The 18522-nt window shown below is 31.7% G+C and carries 13 protein-coding genes and 1 other RNA gene; 6 read left to right on the top strand and 8 right to left on the bottom strand.

All coding sequences use genetic code 11. The features are described from left to right. Positions 1–178: 178 nt before the first annotated feature. The 7 genes from RSC72_RS05800 to ssrA all read right to left on the bottom strand — a co-directional run bounded on the left by RSC72_RS05800 (position 179) and on the right by ssrA (position 9460). Positions 179–781 (bottom strand): hypothetical protein, encoded by a 603-nt coding sequence (locus RSC72_RS05800; protein WP_332543976.1) that lies wholly within the window; start codon positions 779–781, stop codon positions 179–181. Next, positions 771–3791, bottom strand: coding sequence for an HsdM family class I SAM-dependent methyltransferase (locus RSC72_RS05805; RefSeq protein ID WP_332565850.1), 3021 nt, complete (start codon positions 3789–3791; stop codon positions 771–773). Before RSC72_RS05805 ends, RSC72_RS05800 begins: the two co-directional genes overlap by 11 nt. Before the next feature lie 598 nt (positions 3792–4389). Continuing rightward, positions 4390–5862, bottom strand: coding sequence for a DUF3987 domain-containing protein (locus RSC72_RS05810; protein ID WP_332543978.1), 1473 nt, complete (start codon positions 5860–5862; stop codon positions 4390–4392). A 108-nt stretch (positions 5863–5970) separates the two neighbouring features. After that, entirely contained in the window at positions 5971–6759 is a 789-nt protein-coding gene (locus tag RSC72_RS05815) for a hypothetical protein (protein ID WP_332543979.1), read from the bottom strand. 153 nt (positions 6760–6912) lie between these two features. Continuing rightward, positions 6913–7656, bottom strand: coding sequence for a Fic family protein (locus RSC72_RS05820; protein ID WP_332543980.1), 744 nt, complete (start codon positions 7654–7656; stop codon positions 6913–6915). A 4-nt stretch (positions 7657–7660) separates the two neighbouring features. Further along, positions 7661–8884, bottom strand: a complete 1224-nt coding sequence (locus tag RSC72_RS05825) for a site-specific integrase (protein ID WP_332543981.1) — start codon at positions 8882–8884, stop codon at positions 7661–7663. A gap of 179 nt (positions 8885–9063) precedes the next feature. Continuing rightward, positions 9064–9460, bottom strand: a transfer-messenger RNA (tmRNA) gene (ssrA, locus tag RSC72_RS05830). A 139-nt stretch (positions 9461–9599) separates the two neighbouring features. Between ssrA and RSC72_RS05835 the strand changes: the two genes are divergently transcribed. Both RSC72_RS05835 and RSC72_RS05840 read left to right on the top strand, forming a co-directional pair. Continuing rightward, complete coding sequence (locus RSC72_RS05835; RefSeq protein ID WP_332543982.1) at positions 9600–11105, top strand: aldehyde dehydrogenase family protein; 1506 nt, start codon at positions 9600–9602, stop codon at positions 11103–11105. A gap of 27 nt (positions 11106–11132) precedes the next feature. Continuing rightward, positions 11133–11504, top strand: a complete 372-nt coding sequence (locus RSC72_RS05840) for a DUF779 domain-containing protein (protein ID WP_332543983.1) — start codon at positions 11133–11135, stop codon at positions 11502–11504. 52 nt (positions 11505–11556) lie between these two features. Here the strand turns inward: RSC72_RS05840 and gltX are convergent, their stop codons facing one another. Continuing rightward, complete coding sequence (gene gltX, locus RSC72_RS05845; protein ID WP_332543984.1) at positions 11557–13065, bottom strand: glutamate--tRNA ligase; 1509 nt, start codon at positions 13063–13065, stop codon at positions 11557–11559. 119 nt (positions 13066–13184) lie between these two features. On the opposite strand from gltX, the gene RSC72_RS05850 reads away from it, so the two are divergent. From RSC72_RS05850 to RSC72_RS05865, 4 genes are all read left to right on the top strand, one after another. Continuing rightward, positions 13185–14054: an MBL fold metallo-hydrolase gene (locus tag RSC72_RS05850; RefSeq protein WP_332543985.1), complete on the top strand. Its 870-nt coding sequence runs from the start codon at positions 13185–13187 to the stop codon at positions 14052–14054. Between the two features lie 85 nt (positions 14055–14139). After that, on the top strand, positions 14140–15810 hold the full coding sequence (gene ricT / locus RSC72_RS05855; protein ID WP_332543986.1) for a regulatory iron-sulfur-containing complex subunit RicT: 1671 nt from the start codon (positions 14140–14142) through the stop codon (positions 15808–15810). 1 nt (position 15811) lies between these two features. Further along, positions 15812–16255, top strand: a complete 444-nt coding sequence (locus RSC72_RS05860; protein ID WP_332543987.1) for a gliding motility lipoprotein GldH — start codon at positions 15812–15814, stop codon at positions 16253–16255. 6 nt (positions 16256–16261) lie between these two features. Beyond that, positions 16262–18522 (top strand): transglycosylase domain-containing protein (locus RSC72_RS05865; protein WP_332578442.1); only part of this gene is annotated, 2261 nt, incomplete at its 3' end.

Genomic DNA, 18522 nt, shown 5'->3' on the forward strand with positions numbered 1-18522 from the left:
AGGGGGATTCCAAATCTTCCAAAAATAGGTGGGGGTTATTCGAGGGTAGTTTACGTGTTCGAAAATTTTATAAAAATTTTCTGTAGAAATTGTAAAGTTTGTAATTGTAGTGAAAATTAATTTTTACCCTCTTTATAAAAATACTATTCTAAGAAACAATTGAAAGTAGATTCAAAGGTTATTTAATAGTCTCCGTAAAATCAAAAAACAAATGCTTCAAACTAATTGCATCAGAATGATTTGATTTGTAAATAGATTTTAGTGACTCCTCAGATTTTAAATTTAAAATTTCAGTATTTCTTTTATCTTTCTTTAATAACGAGTTTATTCCTTTTATCGTTTTATCCAACTCTCCTTCAAGAAGATAACCTAACATACAACCGAGTGGGTATTTTTCAGAAATAAATCTATCCATTCCTTCTTTAATATAAGCTCTTTTCAAAGATGAACTTTTTTCTTTTAATCTTTTTGCTTCAAAGAAATATTTAAACTCTTTCTCTGATACAAAATTAGCCATCTTCAAATCAATTCTTGGTAATTTATCTGAAAACCCTTTTGTCTTAGATACGTTTTTTGGAATACGGAACTCGGGAGATAAATGTATTTGATATTTTATCCTTTTTGGATTTATTTCCATTTTTTCATACAGTTCATAAGAAATATCGTTTTCGTTCCAATCTGATTGTATTATTTTTTCAAATAGTGAAACTTTAAATGCCTCAATAATTAACTGACAACAATTTTGCTCAAAAGCTTTTTGGGCTGGAATACTAAACTTCATCGTGAACTCCATTTAGCATTTCAAGAATTAATTCCGAAGCATCTTCCAATGCCATTGATTGTGACCAAAATCTCTGCTGGTTTGGTCTAATTATGTAGATATCATTTCCTATCGAGTAGTTTAATTTTTTTCTAAAATAAATATTTTGAGATTTCTTTTCCCAAAGTGATTTGTCTATTTCTTTTAATTCATCATCAATAAACTCTTTAGATATAATTAATTCTTCTTGTTTTTCAGTAAAAGAAAGTTTTATCATCATTAACGGAGAATTTCTATTGATGCTTTCGAAAATTGTAGCACTTGCAAACAAATTTTGGCTTTCAAGAAAATCATTAAGTTCTGTGCTGATTATTTTTCCGTATGCTTTTGTTTGTTCTTGCTGAACAGGATATAATGCTACCGATTTTTCCTGTTTATGGAATAAATCAATAGATAAAGAAATAGTATCTGAAATACGTATTATATCATTATCTGATATGTCGTACAGTTTTTTTATAGTATTTTCCCAGTACAGAAAATTAAATTGATTTTGTTCTTGATTCAATAGAGATGGTGTTCTCTCAAAATTTAATTCTGCAAAATTTATTTGTTTCAAACTATTCGTATCTAACTCTGAATATGGAAAATTCAAATATTCAGTCAAAACAATTCTATCTCTTTCAACACCCCAAGAAGAAGATGTTAAAAAGAAAAAATAGGTTGATAAATTAGAATTAAAAAGAACTGCTATTGATTTTAATTTATTAGCATCATTAGTGGAGAAGCCATATACTGCTTTATTATAAAACACATCAAAATCGAAGTAGCTTGATACTATATGTTTGTTAGTAATTCCCTCTTTAATAACAACTAATGGATGTTTGAATAATTGAAGATTATTACGTCTAAATTCACCGTTTACTCTTTCTGTATTTTCTTTAGAAGTATAATATGACTCTATTTTTCTTGTATCAATATGATATCCATCAACTTGAATTTTATTTTTATCATTTTCTTTAGGATGCAAACCTGAACCATACTCTATTTGATTTTCAATTAAATAATCTTTAAAACTAATATGGTTTTTAGTTAATCTTCTTATCAACTCCCAATCATTCATTCCACCCCACATCGCAATTTTCCAAATTTTAGTGTCGGGGTTTTGACATTCTTCTCGTGGCAAAAATTTTAAGTCTGTGAAATCAATGCTCAACCCTTCAATTACATTGGATTTTATGAATGTTTTTGGAGCATAATAAGCAATTTTATTACTTGGATATTTAGGTTGTTCTTTCTTATAAAATACTATACTTATAGGTCCTGTTGCATCTCCAAATAATTGTCCCCCAAAATTTTTCTTAGCATTCCTAAGAATGGAAAAATTAAAAATTTTTTCTACATAACAGTCATTGAACAACCATTTTCTAAATTTCTGATAAGTTCCACCTGTATTGGTTAAAACCTTAGTGTTAAATATCAAAGCTATCTCTCCATAAGGAGCAAACTCTGTCGCTTTATGTAGAAAGGGTAAAACCATTTCTTTAGCAAAACCTTCTGTATCACAATAATTGCGAACTGATTCTAACAAATCACTTGTCCCAAATGGAGGATTACCAACAACCAGATTAAATTCAATAGACTCTATTTCTTTATTTTGTGCAATGGTGTCTCTACAAAATAAATTTCTGCCTTGTGCTTTTAATGATGTATCATGAGGATTATTTATCAAATTAGGCAAACGATGTTTTTTCTTTTGCCATAAATTTTTTGGATCTAAACAGTCAACTAATGCCAAATATAAACTGAACGCAGCTACTTTTATTGCTTGTGGATGCAGTTCAATTCCAAAGATATTGTCGGTTAATAATTTCTTTAGTTTTTCAAAATCATTTAGCTTTTCCTTATGTTGATTTTCATAGCGTTTTACCAAACGTTTGAAACTCTCAACCAAAAAAATTCCAGAACCACAACTTGGATCTAAAATTTTTACATTGTAATTATTTTCTCCATTATTAGTTGATAGCTTTTCATTCAAAATAAATTCTACTAATGCAGGAGGAGTATAATATGTTCCTGTTTGTTTCTTTAATTCAGGGTCAGTTTTAAATAAGAAATTTTCATAAATCTCACTTAATAGTTCAATCTGAATAATACTAAAATTGAATAACCTCCAATCTTCAAACAACTTAGTTTGCGGTGTATTATCATTTCCACTGGTGAAACATTTTTTAATAATTTTAAGCTGCTCAGCTTTTACCGTTTCGTTGTCTTCTATAGTGAATACATTACCATTAAAATCATCTTCTAATCGTTCATAAAGCTTGTATGTAGCTTCTACATCATCTAATATATCAAAATAAGAACTCGCCCCTTCTTTATATGTAGAGTAAAGATTTTTATCGGTTGCTCCTCTGTCCTCAAGATATAAAAGGAACAATGAACGAAGAATAATTTTATGTATAAAATCAATTTCAAGACCTTGATTCTCAAGCTGATTAGCTGTATTCACTAAACTCTCAACCAAATATTTATCAACACGCTTTTGCAAGTTGATTTTATTTCTGACAAATTGAGCATCTTCTAAAGTCCAAATAATTCCAGTATCAATAGCAATTCTCGAGAATAATTTATTGAGTTCTTGTAGTTGTTCTTTATCAGAATATTGATAAGTTTTTATTTCAATACCTTGTAACCCTTTTTGGTAATCAAAATTTTCTTTGGTTTCAATAAGAGGTTTCTCAGAACAATTGTAAATTCGAATCTCTGTTTCAGAATATGTGTATAAAAACAATACTTTTTTGTAGTTCCAAATTCTACGTTGCGTTTCTGTAATGTTTTTTAAAATCTCGACATCATTGAAGTTGTTAACTTTTTTCAGAAAAACAGCAGGAAAACTGTTGTTAGTTTCTTCATCTGTATTAAAGTAAACCAAATCAACACCAAAGTCTTTTTCTTTTACTTCACTTAAGATAACAGCTTCGCTGTCCGATAGTTTTTCACTATCAGAATAAACAGACTTTGCTCTGCCCAAGTCAAGAAATTCAAGTATATTCAACTCTACCATCTATATTTCTAAAAATACAAAAATTTATTAAAACCACTTTAATCTGTTACAAACTTAAACATTTTAAATAAAAATATCTATGACTTCACCACGATAAAAATTTTCTATAACTCTCAAAATATATTTAACATAATTTGGTTATAGTGGGCTTGTCCCCGATAGCCCGTAGGCGACTATAACAACAAGTTATGTTAATATAGATTTTGTCCGCTGTTTCTATTTAAGTTTCAAGATAGCTTTTAAGCACAGGAGATGTAAAGGAGATATCTGTTGAATTTGCAGTTATTGTACTTTTTGTAACATTGTAAATCTTGTAAACTTATTATTTTTATATATGTATTTTGATTTTTAGTTAATTATAATTTACAATACCTTTTTTAACCCTCCTGTGCTTACATATAAATAGAAGATATATTGATTTATTATTACATAAATTACAGGGTTACAAAGTGTACAATTTTTACAAATACAAAAAACCTCAGCTAAAAATTAGCTGAGGTTTTATAATATATTATTAAAACGGAAACAAGATTTACTTGGTTAATCTATATTGTGTTTTTTAACTTTAGGAAGTAGCTCTTTTTACCTTCTCATACGAAGCCCCCTTTTTTCTTAAAAAATTTTTATCCTTCAACATCTTGAAAGCTTTGTTAGCTGAACTTTCAGAAAGATCTAATTTTTTAGTGACAATTTCAACTCCTTCTTTATTACTAAAAGAAGCTGGTAATGCCTCTAATATTTGCTTTTGAGTATCATTCAAACTTGTTTTTGATTTTCTTTGACTATGCTGAAAAACATTTGCTGATTCTATCGAACTTTTCAATAAAAAAGGAAATAACGACAAACCGAAATTAAATGCATTTTCTGAACAATCAAACTCGCTCTTGTCCTCAGTCAATTCATCTTTTATTTCCAAAATCGTATATATTGTAAAAATTCTTACTAATATGGCTCCCAATCGTTTCACAGTATCCTCAGATTCTAACCCAGCTTCTACCAAATATTCGAAAGCTTTTTTCAAATTATCATTCAGTAATTTTTTCTGAACACGAGATAGTTTCATTCTCCTCGCTATTGAATTAACACTTGAGTTAAGATCTAAAAACAATTTATTCAACCTTGCCATTTCCTCTTCCTGAGCATCGTAGGTTTCTTCTTCATCATCGTCAATCCAACCAGATTTTTTTATATTATAAAACATCATCCTACTATAAAGTCCGTTCTCAGGAGTTCCAATCAATGGAATTAGTTGAAGAGGAGTTCCAGCAATTGCAAGGCTTAATTTAGGGTTTTGACTCAGCTTCTCTTTAAGACCTACTCTATCGATACTTGCTTCTTCATGATGAAATGAAGTACGAAGAATACTAGAAAAATTTCCCCACTCACTTTTAAAATTTTGAGATATAGTATCAGCCTCCGTTTCAATTATTAAATTACCACTTTCTCCTGAACCTGCTAACCTTTGAATCATTTTTGAGCTACTAATATTACCCGCAATATGAAAATCTGGATTCTTCGTTTTCAGTTCTTCTAAAAGATCTCTAATAATTTTTTTACCAACTAAAATATTTCCTTTGCCTGAAGCTGCCTTACCAATAACCAGCAAATAAAGGTTGGGATAGTACAAATCATTTCTGTGGATTACACTCACATTTGGAAAAATTGAACTAAGACTAGTCAAACAAGACAGTAATGCAATATCCTTGTTCTCATCTTTAAAAAAATTTAACAAAGGTTTCAATTCTTCTGGAGCTAACTTATGAACTTCATCTGGTAATTGTGTAGAATCTGGCAACTCAAAATCATTCGCTTCTACTTCTGACTCGGAGTCACTTTTTGAGACCTCATTTACTTCTTGAATATTCACTATTTCATCCTTCTCTGTTGTAGGGTGTTCTTCTTTAGTATTTTCTACTACCTTGGTTTGTGAACTTTGCTCTTCCTTAGTATTAACTTTTTCACTAAAACTGTAGCTATGGCTACCTAATCCTGCTTGAGCCCAATTTCCTACGGGCGTTTTAATATGATTTATTCTCATAATTAATAATGATTCAGGTTTTTAATTTAAACACTTGTTATCCTGAATTCTTTGACAAATTTAGAGATGACACAAACAGAACTTTGAAACTAAACCTTTGCTATTTTTTTACTGTTTTAGTCTCTTTCTCCTAATAGCTGAACGAATTGAATCTTCACCATCTTTATCAATGTAACTTTTGATATCTAGACTTTCACTCAAATTTGTAAACGATACATCTTTTGCTATAACAGGGATTTGAAAAAGATGTGAAAAAATACCAATAAATTTGGCTTTTCTCTTTACATCAACTAAGATTTCATTTAACTCATAAAAAAAATCTTCTTTAATTCCTGTAACCGTTTGTACAAAATTATACTCATTTGTAACTTCTCCATTAACCATCTCATTAATTCCATTTTCTAAAATGTTCATCAGTATTTTAGTTACAAAAGGATTTTTAACTATTCTTGAGTCACCGTAACTTGGAGAAAATTTTATCGATTTTATTAAGTCGAACTTGTGATCACCGTTTTCATTAGCTCTATCTTCTTGCAATAAAGTAAAATATTCATTTAAGTATGATAATTCTGGTCCAATTGAACCAAATTCATCATAAAGATCTTTATCTTTTTCTCTTCTTAAAGCTTCAATAGTTTTATAATTAAAATAAACCCCTAAACTTCTGTAAAACTCAATATTCTCAGATAGGTCAAAATCCTCTAAAAGCAATTTTAATAGATTATCAATAACAACAGGAATCTTGTAAGAAGTGTATCCCCATTGAGTAGAGAAAACTGTATCTACTAAATCTTTATTAAAGGTGTATTCTATAGTATCATCACCAGCATATTCAATATAATTAGCTTCTTTTTCAGATTTACTATGATCGATGATATAAAGATTGAATGCTTCCATTATTATGTATTTTTTGTAACTTTTGTAATATTGTAAAAATAGTAGTTTAAATATTATTATCGAAAGGCTCAGGACTGTTTTACTATATAAAACCTCTACTTTATCTCCTGAGCCTGTAATCTACCATAGTAGCTTCTTACAAAAATTACAAGTTTACAATTTTCCCAATATTCTAATCATTCGTTGTAACATTTCTTCTAAATTTTGAATAATAAGATTAATAAAAGGTTCTTTGTTACGTTCGACTTGTGCAGTTTCTAAAGCAGAATAGTATTTTAATCGACTATCTATATCGCCTTTTAAAATTGCAATTTGGAAACCATTTTGTAATAAGATTAGATTCATTAATAAGCGGGCGGTTCTTCCGTTTCCTTCTATGAATGGGTGTATCGTTACTAAACGCTCGTGCATTTCGGCACTCAATACAACTGGGTGCAATTTGTCTTTATTCTCATTGTACCAAAAAAACAAACTTTCCATGTCTTTTGGAACTAAAAACGGTTGAGGTGGAACGTACTTTGCTCCCGAAATCAATACTTGTAAATTTCTATACTTTCCCGCTTGTTCGTTGTTAATTCCATGCAGGATTAAATAATGAATTTGCAATAAATTTCTTTCCGTAATTGTTTCATTTTGCTGTGCAAGGTCTTTGATATATTCAATTGCATGTTGATGATTAACTGCTTCTAAATGCTCATTCAAAGACTTTCCACCTATCGTTAAACCTTTCTCAATTACAAGAGCTGTTTCTTGTAGTGTCAAAGTGTTTCCCTCTATCTTATTACTTTCATACGTGTATTCAATATCAAGCGCCTTCGTAACCTTATCGCTTTGTAAGTTTCTAAGCTGGTTAAGATGTTGTTTTAATTCATCTAAATGTTCAAATCTATTTTTCATAATTTTATTTTCTTTTTGGTTCAAGTTTCGACCTCAACAAATCTGCTTTCTGCTTATCGTTCATCTTAATATATGTTTGTAGAGTTTTAGTTTGCTTATGTCCTGTGCCGAGTTTCAACGTATCTAAATCAACTCCTTTTCCATAATTAAGCGTTACAAAGGTTCTTCTTGCTGTATGGCTACTTATCATCTGCCATCTAACTTTTTTATTATCTCCGCTGTACTGCTTATTGAGTGTTTCACATAGTTTAGCAACTTCTTTGATGTACTCATTGAACTTGACATTAGAAATCTTCGGAAGTTTGTAACTATACTTTACAAGAATTGTTTTTACCACCTTCAACAATGGAAGAGTTAATTGCTCATTTGTTTTCTGCTGTCGTATTGCTATGTACTCATCATCAATAATGTTTGATTGATTTATCTTGTTGAGGTCTGAAAATCGTTGACCTGTATAGCATGCAACTAAAAACAAATCTCTTACCTGTTCCAATCTTTTGTTATCAGATAAGTTTAATTTCTCCATTTCATCTATCTCATTTTCACTTAAAGCAATGTTATCTACTTCGATGTCCTTTGTCAAAAATCTGCTATTATGCAAAAATGGATTAACCTTGATACCTAAATTCTCAATAAAATATAAAACAGTTCTCAAAAATTTCATTTTACGATAAACAGTAGTCGGAGCATATTTCTTAGTTTCGATTAAATACTCTACATATTCATTTCTAAACTTCAAATCAATCATCTCTGTATTATAAATACGTTTCTTATGCTTCTGAAAATCTTTAAAGTTTTCTTTGGCTTGTTTATACTTTTGAACTGTGGTATGAGCTGTTGTAGATTTTATAGTTTCAATGTAATCATCAAAATAATCTAAAATTGTTTTCTTATCGACTTTCTTAAACATTGGATTATTCTGAAAATATTCTTGTTCAATCAAATTCTTTAACTCTTCCGAGTTTGGTTTTCTCTTGAAAGTATCTGTAAAACTGTTAAACATTTTATAAGCTACTTTTTCAATTTCAACCAATTCTTTATTTATATGCTGATGATTCTTTTCTGAAATGGTTTCCTTGACCTTCAACCTGTCTTTATTCCAAAACTTCGGATTAACCTTCTGTTTAGTTGAAATTTTCATCTGTAGACCATCCCAACGGATGACCAAATAAATAATCGTTTCTGAGCTACTCTTTGGCTCTTTCAATACAAATGTTGTCTTTATCATATATCATTTTTTAAAAATTCCTTTATATGAGAGGGATTCAAGCTGATATACGAGGGGATGAATTAGGGGATGAAATAACGTTTTTTCACCGATTTTTATATAATTCCAAAAAGTATGGACACAAAAAAACCCTCTGTTTTAGAGGGTTTAATAACTTTTAGTGTTTATAAAAGTTGTTTGTGTGGAGCTGGCGGGATTCGAACCCGCGTCCAAACAAGCAACAAATAAGCTTTCTACATGCTTAGTTTATTATTAATTTTCGACGAAATCCTGAGAATAAACACTCTGTCATCCGCTTATCATCTTAAATCTCGAAACTTATCCGATGCACTAAAGTTTCTATTCTTACTTTCCCGTGTCCCTTTATCAAACGCCGTAAGTCAAGGCTTTTGAGGGACATTCAGCTTCTGTATCTAATACAGACTGGGCAAATTCTTACTTGATTCAGAATTATGCAGCTAAAGCGTACTCTTCGTTGCCAGTTAAAAGGTTGAAGTGCCTGATTAAAGTGAGTACACAACATATCACTGCATGCTTACTTACCCATTGGCCCTGCTGTCAAAACCAGTCAGCCCCATAATGTAAGTTGTCAATAATAATTGACAGTTGCCAAATGTACAAATTTTATACCAAATAGAATTAACTTTTTCTAAACATAATTATTGATTTAAAATAAATAAATTAGAGAAAATTAAATATTTAAAACCACAAAATAATGGGAAACTTAGTTAATATTCCAAATTTTAAAGACCATTATGATAATTACATCAATGGTCAATTTACACCTCCTGCAAACGGAAAATATTTTGATGTTGTAACGCCACTTACGGGTAAAGTTTTTACAAAAGCAGCACATTCTTCCGAAGCGGATTTAGACTTTGCAGTTGATGCTGCCTACGAAGCTTTTAAATCTTGGAGTGAAACTTCTGCAACGCAACGTAGTATTATTCTGAATAAAATTGCAGATCGCATCGAGCAAAATTTAGAAAGCATTGCAGCGGTAGAAACCTATGATAATGGAAAACCTGTTCGCGAAACCTTGAATGCTGATATTCCGTTAGCAATAGATCATTTTAGATATTTCGCCTCTGTTATTCGTGCAGAAGAAGGTTCTATTAATGAATTAGATAAAGACACAGTTTCAATCATTATTCATGAACCAATTGGAGTTGTTGCACAAATTATTCCTTGGAATTTCCCTATTCTTATGGCTGTTTGGAAATTAGCACCAGCCTTGGCTGCAGGGAATTGTGTAGTCTTAAAACCAGCAGAATCTACACCTATTTCTATTTTATATTTGATAGAATTAATCGGAGATTTATTACCTCCAGGTGTTGTAAATATTGTAAATGGTTTTGGTGGAGAATTAGGTCGACCATTGGTTACAAATCCTAAAGTTTCTAAAGCTGCATTTACGGGATCTACGGCTACGGGACGTTTTGTGATGCAATATGCAACAGAAAATATTATTCCAGTAACGTTAGAATTAGGAGGAAAATCGCCTAATATATTCTTTGAATCTGTAATGGATCATGATGATGATTTCTTAGATAAAGCGATAGAAGGTGCTGTATTATTTGCCTTAAATCAAGGAGAAATTTGTACTGCGCCATCACGATTATTAGTTCAAGAATCTATTTATGATAAATTTATAGAACGAGTTTTAGAGCGTGTAAATGCAATAAAAATTGGTAGTCCATTAGATCCTGAAACGATGATTGGAGCTCAAGCATCACAAATTCAATATGATAAAATTTTAGGTTATATTAATTTAGGAAAAGAAGAAGGTGCAGAAGTTTTGACTGGTGGAGATGCAAACCATTTAGAAGGCGAAAATAAAGATGGATATTACATTCAGCCAACTTTGTTTAAAGGAAATAACAGCATGAGAATTTTTCAGGAAGAAATTTTCGGACCTGTATTAGCCGTTACAACTTTCAAAGATGAGGCAGAAGCTATCGAAATTGCAAATGACACAATATATGGTTTGGGTGCAGGAGTTTGGACACGTGATGCACATCAATTGTATCAAGTTCCGAGAGCAATTCAGGCTGGTCGTGTTTGGGTAAATCAATATCACAATTATCCTGCTGGAGCGCCTTTCGGAGGTTATAAACAATCAGGTATTGGACGTGAAAATCATAAAATGATGTTAGATCATTATCGTCAAACAAAAAATATGTTGGTTTCTTACAGCAAAAAGAAATTAGGTTTCTTCTAAATCAATAATAATTAAAAATCTCAAAAAATGAAACGTGTTGATGCAACGGAAAAAGCTCTTAATTTATTGAATGAATTAAAAGCAAAACATGGTGATTTAATGCTTTATCAAGCAGGAGGTTGCTGTGAAGGAACACAACCGCAATGTTTCAGAAAAGGGGAATTTTATCTTCGATACAAAGATGTTTGCATTGGAGAAATTGATGGAATAGATTTTTGGGTAGATAAAGATTTGTTTGAATATTGGAAACATGCACATTTCGAATTAGATGTGATTGATGCAATCGGCGCTGGTGGTTTTTCATTAGAATTTCCACTTGGAAAAACATTTAAAATCAATTATCGAATTTTCTCTCAAGATGAAATAAATCAATTAGATGAAATTAAAATTAATTTATAATAGAAAAGCCATTTGCATTGCAAATGGCTTTCTTATTTATTATAGATTTTTTTTAACCTAAAACCTCAATCGCTTTGTTGATACGTGCTATTGTTTCATCTTTTCCTAAAATTGTCATGATAACAGGAACATCTGGACCTTGTAAAGCGCCAACTAAACTAAGACGTAAAGGCATTCCTATTTTTCCGAAACCAATTTCTTGCGTTGCAACAAAATCAGCCATCGCATCATGTAAAATTTCAGCCGTAAATTCTGATGAATTTAAAACATCAATAAACTTGTTCAAAATCTCTTTCGAATCATCTTTCCAAGCTTTTTTAGCTGCTTTTTCATCGTAAATAGAAGGAGCTATATAAAAGTAGTTTCCTTGAGTAAAAATATCTTTTACAAAATTTGCTCTTTCTTTTAATAATTCAATCACTTTTGCATCCAAAATAGGATTAGCATCAATTCCATTTTCTTTTAAAACTTCTTCGTAAGCAGGCAATAATTCTTCAACAGATTTTTGTTGTAAATATTGATGATTAAACCAAGTTGCTTTTTCTGGTGAAAAACGAGCACCCGATTTCGAAACTTTTTCTAATGAAAATAATTGAATCAATTCTTCCATTGTAAAAATCTCTTGTTCAGTACCAGGATTCCAACCCAATAATGCTAACATATTTAGCACTGCATCTGGGAAATATCCTTCTTGTTTATATCCTTTTGCTGTACCTTCTTCTGTTTCCCATTCCATTGGGAAAACTGGAAAACCATGTTTATCACCATCACGTTTGCTTAATTTTCCTTTTCCTTCTGGTTTCAAAATCAAAGGTAAATGTGCAAAACGAGGCGCTTCCCAACCAAAAGCTGTGTATAACAATTCGTGTAATGGCATAGATGGCAACCATTCTTCACCACGAATAACGTGCGAAATTCCCATCAAATGGTCATCCACAATATTGGCTAAATGATATGTTGGCATTCCATCTGATTTGAACAAAACTTTATCATCTAAAGTTTTTGCATCAATCGAAATTTTTCCACGAATCATATCATCCAACAAAACTGTACGCGAATCATCAATCTTAAAACGAATTACGTAAGGCGTTCCGTTTGCAATTAATTCATTTGTTTCAGCTTCTGTTATCGATAAAGAGTTTTTTAAATTTCCTCTTGTCGACCAATTATAGATAAAAGTTTCTTTATTTTCTTCTGCTTTTGTACGAGCTGCATCCAACTCTTCCGCAGTATCAAACGCATAATATGCATTTCCTGATGCCAATAATTCGTCTACATATTGTTTGTAGATTTCTTTGCGTTCAGATTGACGGTAAGATCCTAAATCTCCTCCAAAACCTACGCCTTCATCTGGTGTTAAACCTAACCATTTCAACGAATCAATAATATATTGTTCAGCACCTTCCACATAACGTGTTTGGTCTGTATCCTCAATTCTCAATAAGAATTTACCATTATTGTGTTTTGCGAAAAGATAATTGTATAACGCTGTACGGACTCCTCCGATGTGTAACGCACCTGTAGGGCTTGGCGCAAATCTTACACGAACTTCTTTTGCCATTGTATCAAAATTTTTGCAAATTTAAGCTGTTCAATTCTATAATAGATATTTATTTTTAATAATATTCTATTTTTTATCTTCGTAAAACATAAATTCAATAAAATAAAACCACATAAAAAATGAAAATCTATACAATAGAAACCGGAAATTTTAAATTAGACGGTGGCGCAATGTTCGGAATTGTACCAAAATCTCTTTGGAATAAAACTAATCCGGCTGATAATAATAATTTAATTGACCTTGCGATGCGCTGTCTGTTAATCGAAGATGGCGAGCGATTAATTTTGGTCGATACAGGAATTGGAACAAAACAAGATGCCAAATTTTTCGGATTTTATTATTTATGGGGAGATTTCTCGTTGGATAATTCACTATCGAAACATGGTTTTCATCGTGATGATATTACAGATGTTTTTTTAACACATTTACATTTTGACCACTGTGGTGGCGCAATACAGTACAATAAAGAGAAAGATTATTTAGAGGCTTCTTTCAAAAATGCAAAATTTTGGACGAATGCAAATCATTGGGATTGGGCTGTTAATCCAAATCCGCGCGAAAAAGCTTCTTTTCTGAAAGAAAATATTTTGCCAATGCAAGAAAGTGGACAACTTAATTTTATTGATTTACCTACAAATGGCTCAATTTTAGAAAATTCTCCACTTGGTTTTGATATTTTGTTTGTAGACGGACATACCGAAAAACAAATGTTACCAATCATAACATATAAAGGCAAAAAAATTGTTTATATCGCAGATTTAATACCTACTGTAGGTCATATTCCGTTGATTTATATTATTGGTTTTGATACACGACCTTTAATAACTGTAGACGAAAAAAATACATTTTTACAAAATGCAGTCGAAAATGAGTATATTTTATTTTTTGAACACGATCATGTGAACGAATTAGCAACATTAAAAATGACAGAAAAAGGTATTAGATTAGATCAAACCTATTCATTTTCAGAAGTTTTCGATTCAATATAGACTCTTAATCATATCGCAAATGATTTCACAAATTCAGAAAAATATTTTCATACCTTTGTGTTGTCATTTTTAAAAAATTAGAACAATGGGATGTGGATCTTGTGGTACTTCTAATAGTGGCCTTCCGAAAGGATGTAACAATAATGGTGCTTGTGGCACTGATGGTTGTGGAAAATTATCAGTTTTCGATTGGTTATCAAACATGAAACTACCTAATGGACAAGAAAAGTTCAATTTTGTAGAAGTTCGGTTCAAAAATGATCGAAAGTTTTATTATAAAAACGAAAACAACATATCTCTAAATATTGGCGATGTTATCGCTGTTGAAGGAACGCCCGGTCATGACATCGGGGTTGTTACACTTACCGGAGAGCTGGTTAGAATCCAAATGAAAAAAAAGAATCTTACCTGGGAAGGTGAAGATATCAAAAAAGTATACCGTAAAGCGAATCAAAAAGACATTGAAACTTGGCAAGAGTTTCGTGAAAGAGAAAAACAAACAATGATAGATTCTCGTATCATGGCTAAAAACCATGGATTAGAGATGAAAATTTGTGATGTTGAATATCAGGGTGATGGTGCAAAAGTTACGTTTTACTATACGGCCGAAGGTCGTGTCGATTTCCGACAATTAATCAAAGATTACGCAAGTAAATTTGCCGTAAGAATTGAAATGAAACAAATTGGTTATCGTCAAGAAGCAGCTAAAATTGGAGGAATTGGATCTTGTGGACGCGAATTATGTTGTTCTACTTGGTTAACAGATTTCCGCTCTGTTAGTACTGCAGCAGCACGTTATCAACAATTGTCAATAAACTCGCAAAAACTTGCAGGACAATGTGGTAAATTAAAATGTTGTTTGAATTTTGAATTAGATTCTTATTTAGATGCATTAAATACTTTTCCGTCAATGGAAAGCCGTTTCGAAACAGAAAAAGGTTGGACACACTGTGTAAAAGTAGATGTTTTCAAAAAAGAAATGTGGTTTGCCTACGAAAGAGGTGGAGTTGTTTGGTATAAATTTTCGGTAGAAGATATTCAAGAATTTTTAGCAATGAGTGCTAAAGGTATTAAAACAGAGCCTTTAGAAGAATTAGCGAAAAATGTAGAAGAAGTTAAACCTGATTTTACAGATGTTATTGGTGAAGATTCTTTAGAGCGTTTTGAACGTAAAGAGAAACAAAATCGTAAACGTAAAAAAATAAAGAAACCAACAAATACAACTGCTGAAAAAGCAAACGCGAATACAAGCGCTATAAAACCTCAACCTGCGAAACAAAAGCAACCAAATGAGGCAAAAGACACGCTAAATCGTACTGAAAATAAACCTGGTAAAAATCCGAATCAGTCTAAAAAGAATACTCAAAATAGACCACAAAAAAATTCGAATCCTAACCAAAATCCAAATCAGCAAAAACAAAATCCGCCAAAGGAAAAGCAACAGCCGACTCAAAACGGAGATCAAAAACAAGGTCAACAAAATTCTGATCAGGTAAAAGAGCAAGGAAATACGCGCAATCGTAATCAACAGAAACGAAAACCGAATAATCCGAACCCTAATAATCCAGCGAATCAGGAAAATCAACAGCCTAAAAAGCTTCCTCAGCAAAATAATAATCAAAATGCTGAACCAAAAAAGACCAATGTTTCGGGAGAAAATCTAAACAACGATACAGAACCGAATCCTAATAAATCGAAGAATCGAAATAAAAAAAGATTTAATCGTGGGCCAAAACCAGATAATACGCAACAGTAGTTTGCTTTTTATTGTTATCTTTTTATTGTTTAGCTGCGAAGCAAAACATTATTATCAAGATACAAAAGATGTTAAAGATCAATGGAAAAATAATCAACCTCAAACGTTTACGTTTGAGGTTAAAGATGATAAACCTGCAGCTATTAACATTGGATTTGTCTTAAGAAATAATACGTCGTATGAATATAGTAACTTATATTTGTTCACGAAATTTATTGATCCTAAAGGAAATGAGATGATTGATACCTTACAATATTACATCGCAAATCCCGACGGAAGTTGGATTGGTAAAGGAATGACAACAAAAGAAATGATGTTAGTTTACCGCGAAAAACTACCAATTAAAGACACTGGACGCTACCAGTTAAAAGTTTGGCAAGGTATGCGTACTAAAAATTTAAAAGGAATTGAAGACATTAGTTTGATTGTTGATAAAGCTGAATAATACAGAATGAAAAACAATAATAACCCTAAAACAAGCACAGTTTCTAAAGCAAAAAAGAAATTTGGTGGCTATTCATTAACCAAAAAAATAATCGTTACCATTTGGGTCTTATTTTTTGGTGCAATATTGGGCGTTTTCGGAATTTTTTGGGCAGCATCTAACGGATGGTTAGGTGAAATACCAAACGTTCGCGATTTAGAAAATCCTGATATTTATGTTTCATCAGAAATTATCTCTTCTGATGGCGTTTTACTTGACCGTTTTGAAGCAGAACGTAGAACACCAGTTGATTACAAAGAATTACCTCCTCATTTGGTTGATGCATTATTAGCAAAGGAAGATGTTCGATTTTTTGACCATTCGGGTGTAGATATAAAAGCCGCTTTTCGCGCAATTTCATCTGCTGGAGAATCTGGTGGAGGATCTACTATTACACAACAGTTGGCAAAACAATTGTACACAAAAGATCCTGCATCAAACAAAATAACACGTGTATTACAAAAACTAAAAGAATGGGTTACATCTGTTCAATTAGAAAAACTGTACACAAAAGAAGAGATCATCGCAATGTATTTCAATAAGTTTGACTTTATTTATGGAGCAAAAGGAATTGAATCTGCATCAAAAGTTTATTTTAATAAATCAACAAAAGATTTAAATTTAGACGAAGCAGCTACATTAGTTTCGATGTTTCAAAATCCAGTTGCATTTAACCCCGTTAAACATCCCGAAGTTTCTAAAGAAAAAAGAAATCTTGTATTAGATCAAATGATGAAATACAACAAGATTTCACAAGCAGAAGGTGAACAAGCAAAAGCTTCGCCTTTGGTAACAGATAAGCAGGACATTATGAAACATGATGATTCGCATTCGGCTTACTTTAAAAGTGCTTTAAGAAAAGAGATTAGTGATTGGATGATTGAATATGAAAAAGAAACTGGAAAGTCATATAATCTTGAAAAAGATGGTCTTAAAATCTATGTTACTTTAGATTCAAGAATGCAAGCAATTGCAGAAGCAGCTGTTCAAAAACAATTAAAAGTCTTACAAGATCAATTTTTTGGAGAACAACGCGGACGTAGTTTAGCACCATTTTATAATGTATCTGCTGATAAAAGACAACGCATCTTCAAACAAGCTATGCAACGTACAGACTTGTTTAAAAAGATGAAAGCTGAAGGAAAATCTGATGCTGAAATAGAAACAGTTTTTAATACTCCACGAGATTCTGTACAATTTTTTACTTGGAATGGTATCCAATACAAGAAAGGAAAAACTTTGATGGACTCTATCGAGTATCACAAACATATCTTACAAGCAGGTTTGATGTCTATGGATCCTACAGATGGAACTATTAAAGCTTGGGTTGGAGGAATTGATTGGAATTATTTCAAATTTGATCACGTAAAACAAGCACGTCGTCAAGTTGGTTCAACATTCAAACCGTTTGTTTATGCAACAGCTATTAATCAGTTAGGTTTAACACCATGTCACATGGTATCTAACGAGCGTATTCCTGGAAAATGGTCTCCACGAAATGCAAATGGACGTTATGGTGGTTCACAAGATTTAAGAACTGCTTTGGCTTATTCTACCAATGTTGTTGCTGCACGTCTTATCATGCAAACAGGAACAGAACCAGTTATCCAAATGACCCGAGATTTAGGTGTTGAATCACCTATTATTAATGATAATTCTATTGCATTAGGTTCTGCTGATTTAACTGTTTATGAAATGGTTGGAGCGATGAGTGCTTTTGCAAATGGTGGAATTTACATTAAACCACAATTAATCTTAAGAATAGAAGATAAACAAGGAAAAGTTATCCGCGACTATACGCCAAAAACACGCGAAGTTGTAAATGAAAATGTAGCCTATACAATTATAGATTTGATGAAAGGTGTTGTAGACAGAGGTTCTGGTGCACGTCTTAGAAATCGATACAATATAACATCAGAAGTTGCTGGTAAAACAGGAACAACAAATGAAAACTCTGATGGATGGTTTATGGGACTTACTCCAAACTTGGTAACTGGAGTTTGGGTTGGTGCTGAAGATCGTTTTGCTCACTTCGAAAGTACAGCAACTGGTCAAGGAGCCAATACCGCCTTACCTATTTGGGCATATTATATGCAAGGTATTTACAAAGAAGGTGAAAAATTCGGTGTAACGACAAATGATAAATTCGAGAAACCAAAAGATATTGAGAGACATTGGGATTGTTCTAATACATACGGATTCCATCAGTATGATGAAATCTATGATCC

Source organism: Algoriella sp., from assembly GCF_036647415.1.
GTDB lineage: Bacteria > Bacteroidota > Bacteroidia > Flavobacteriales > Weeksellaceae > Empedobacter.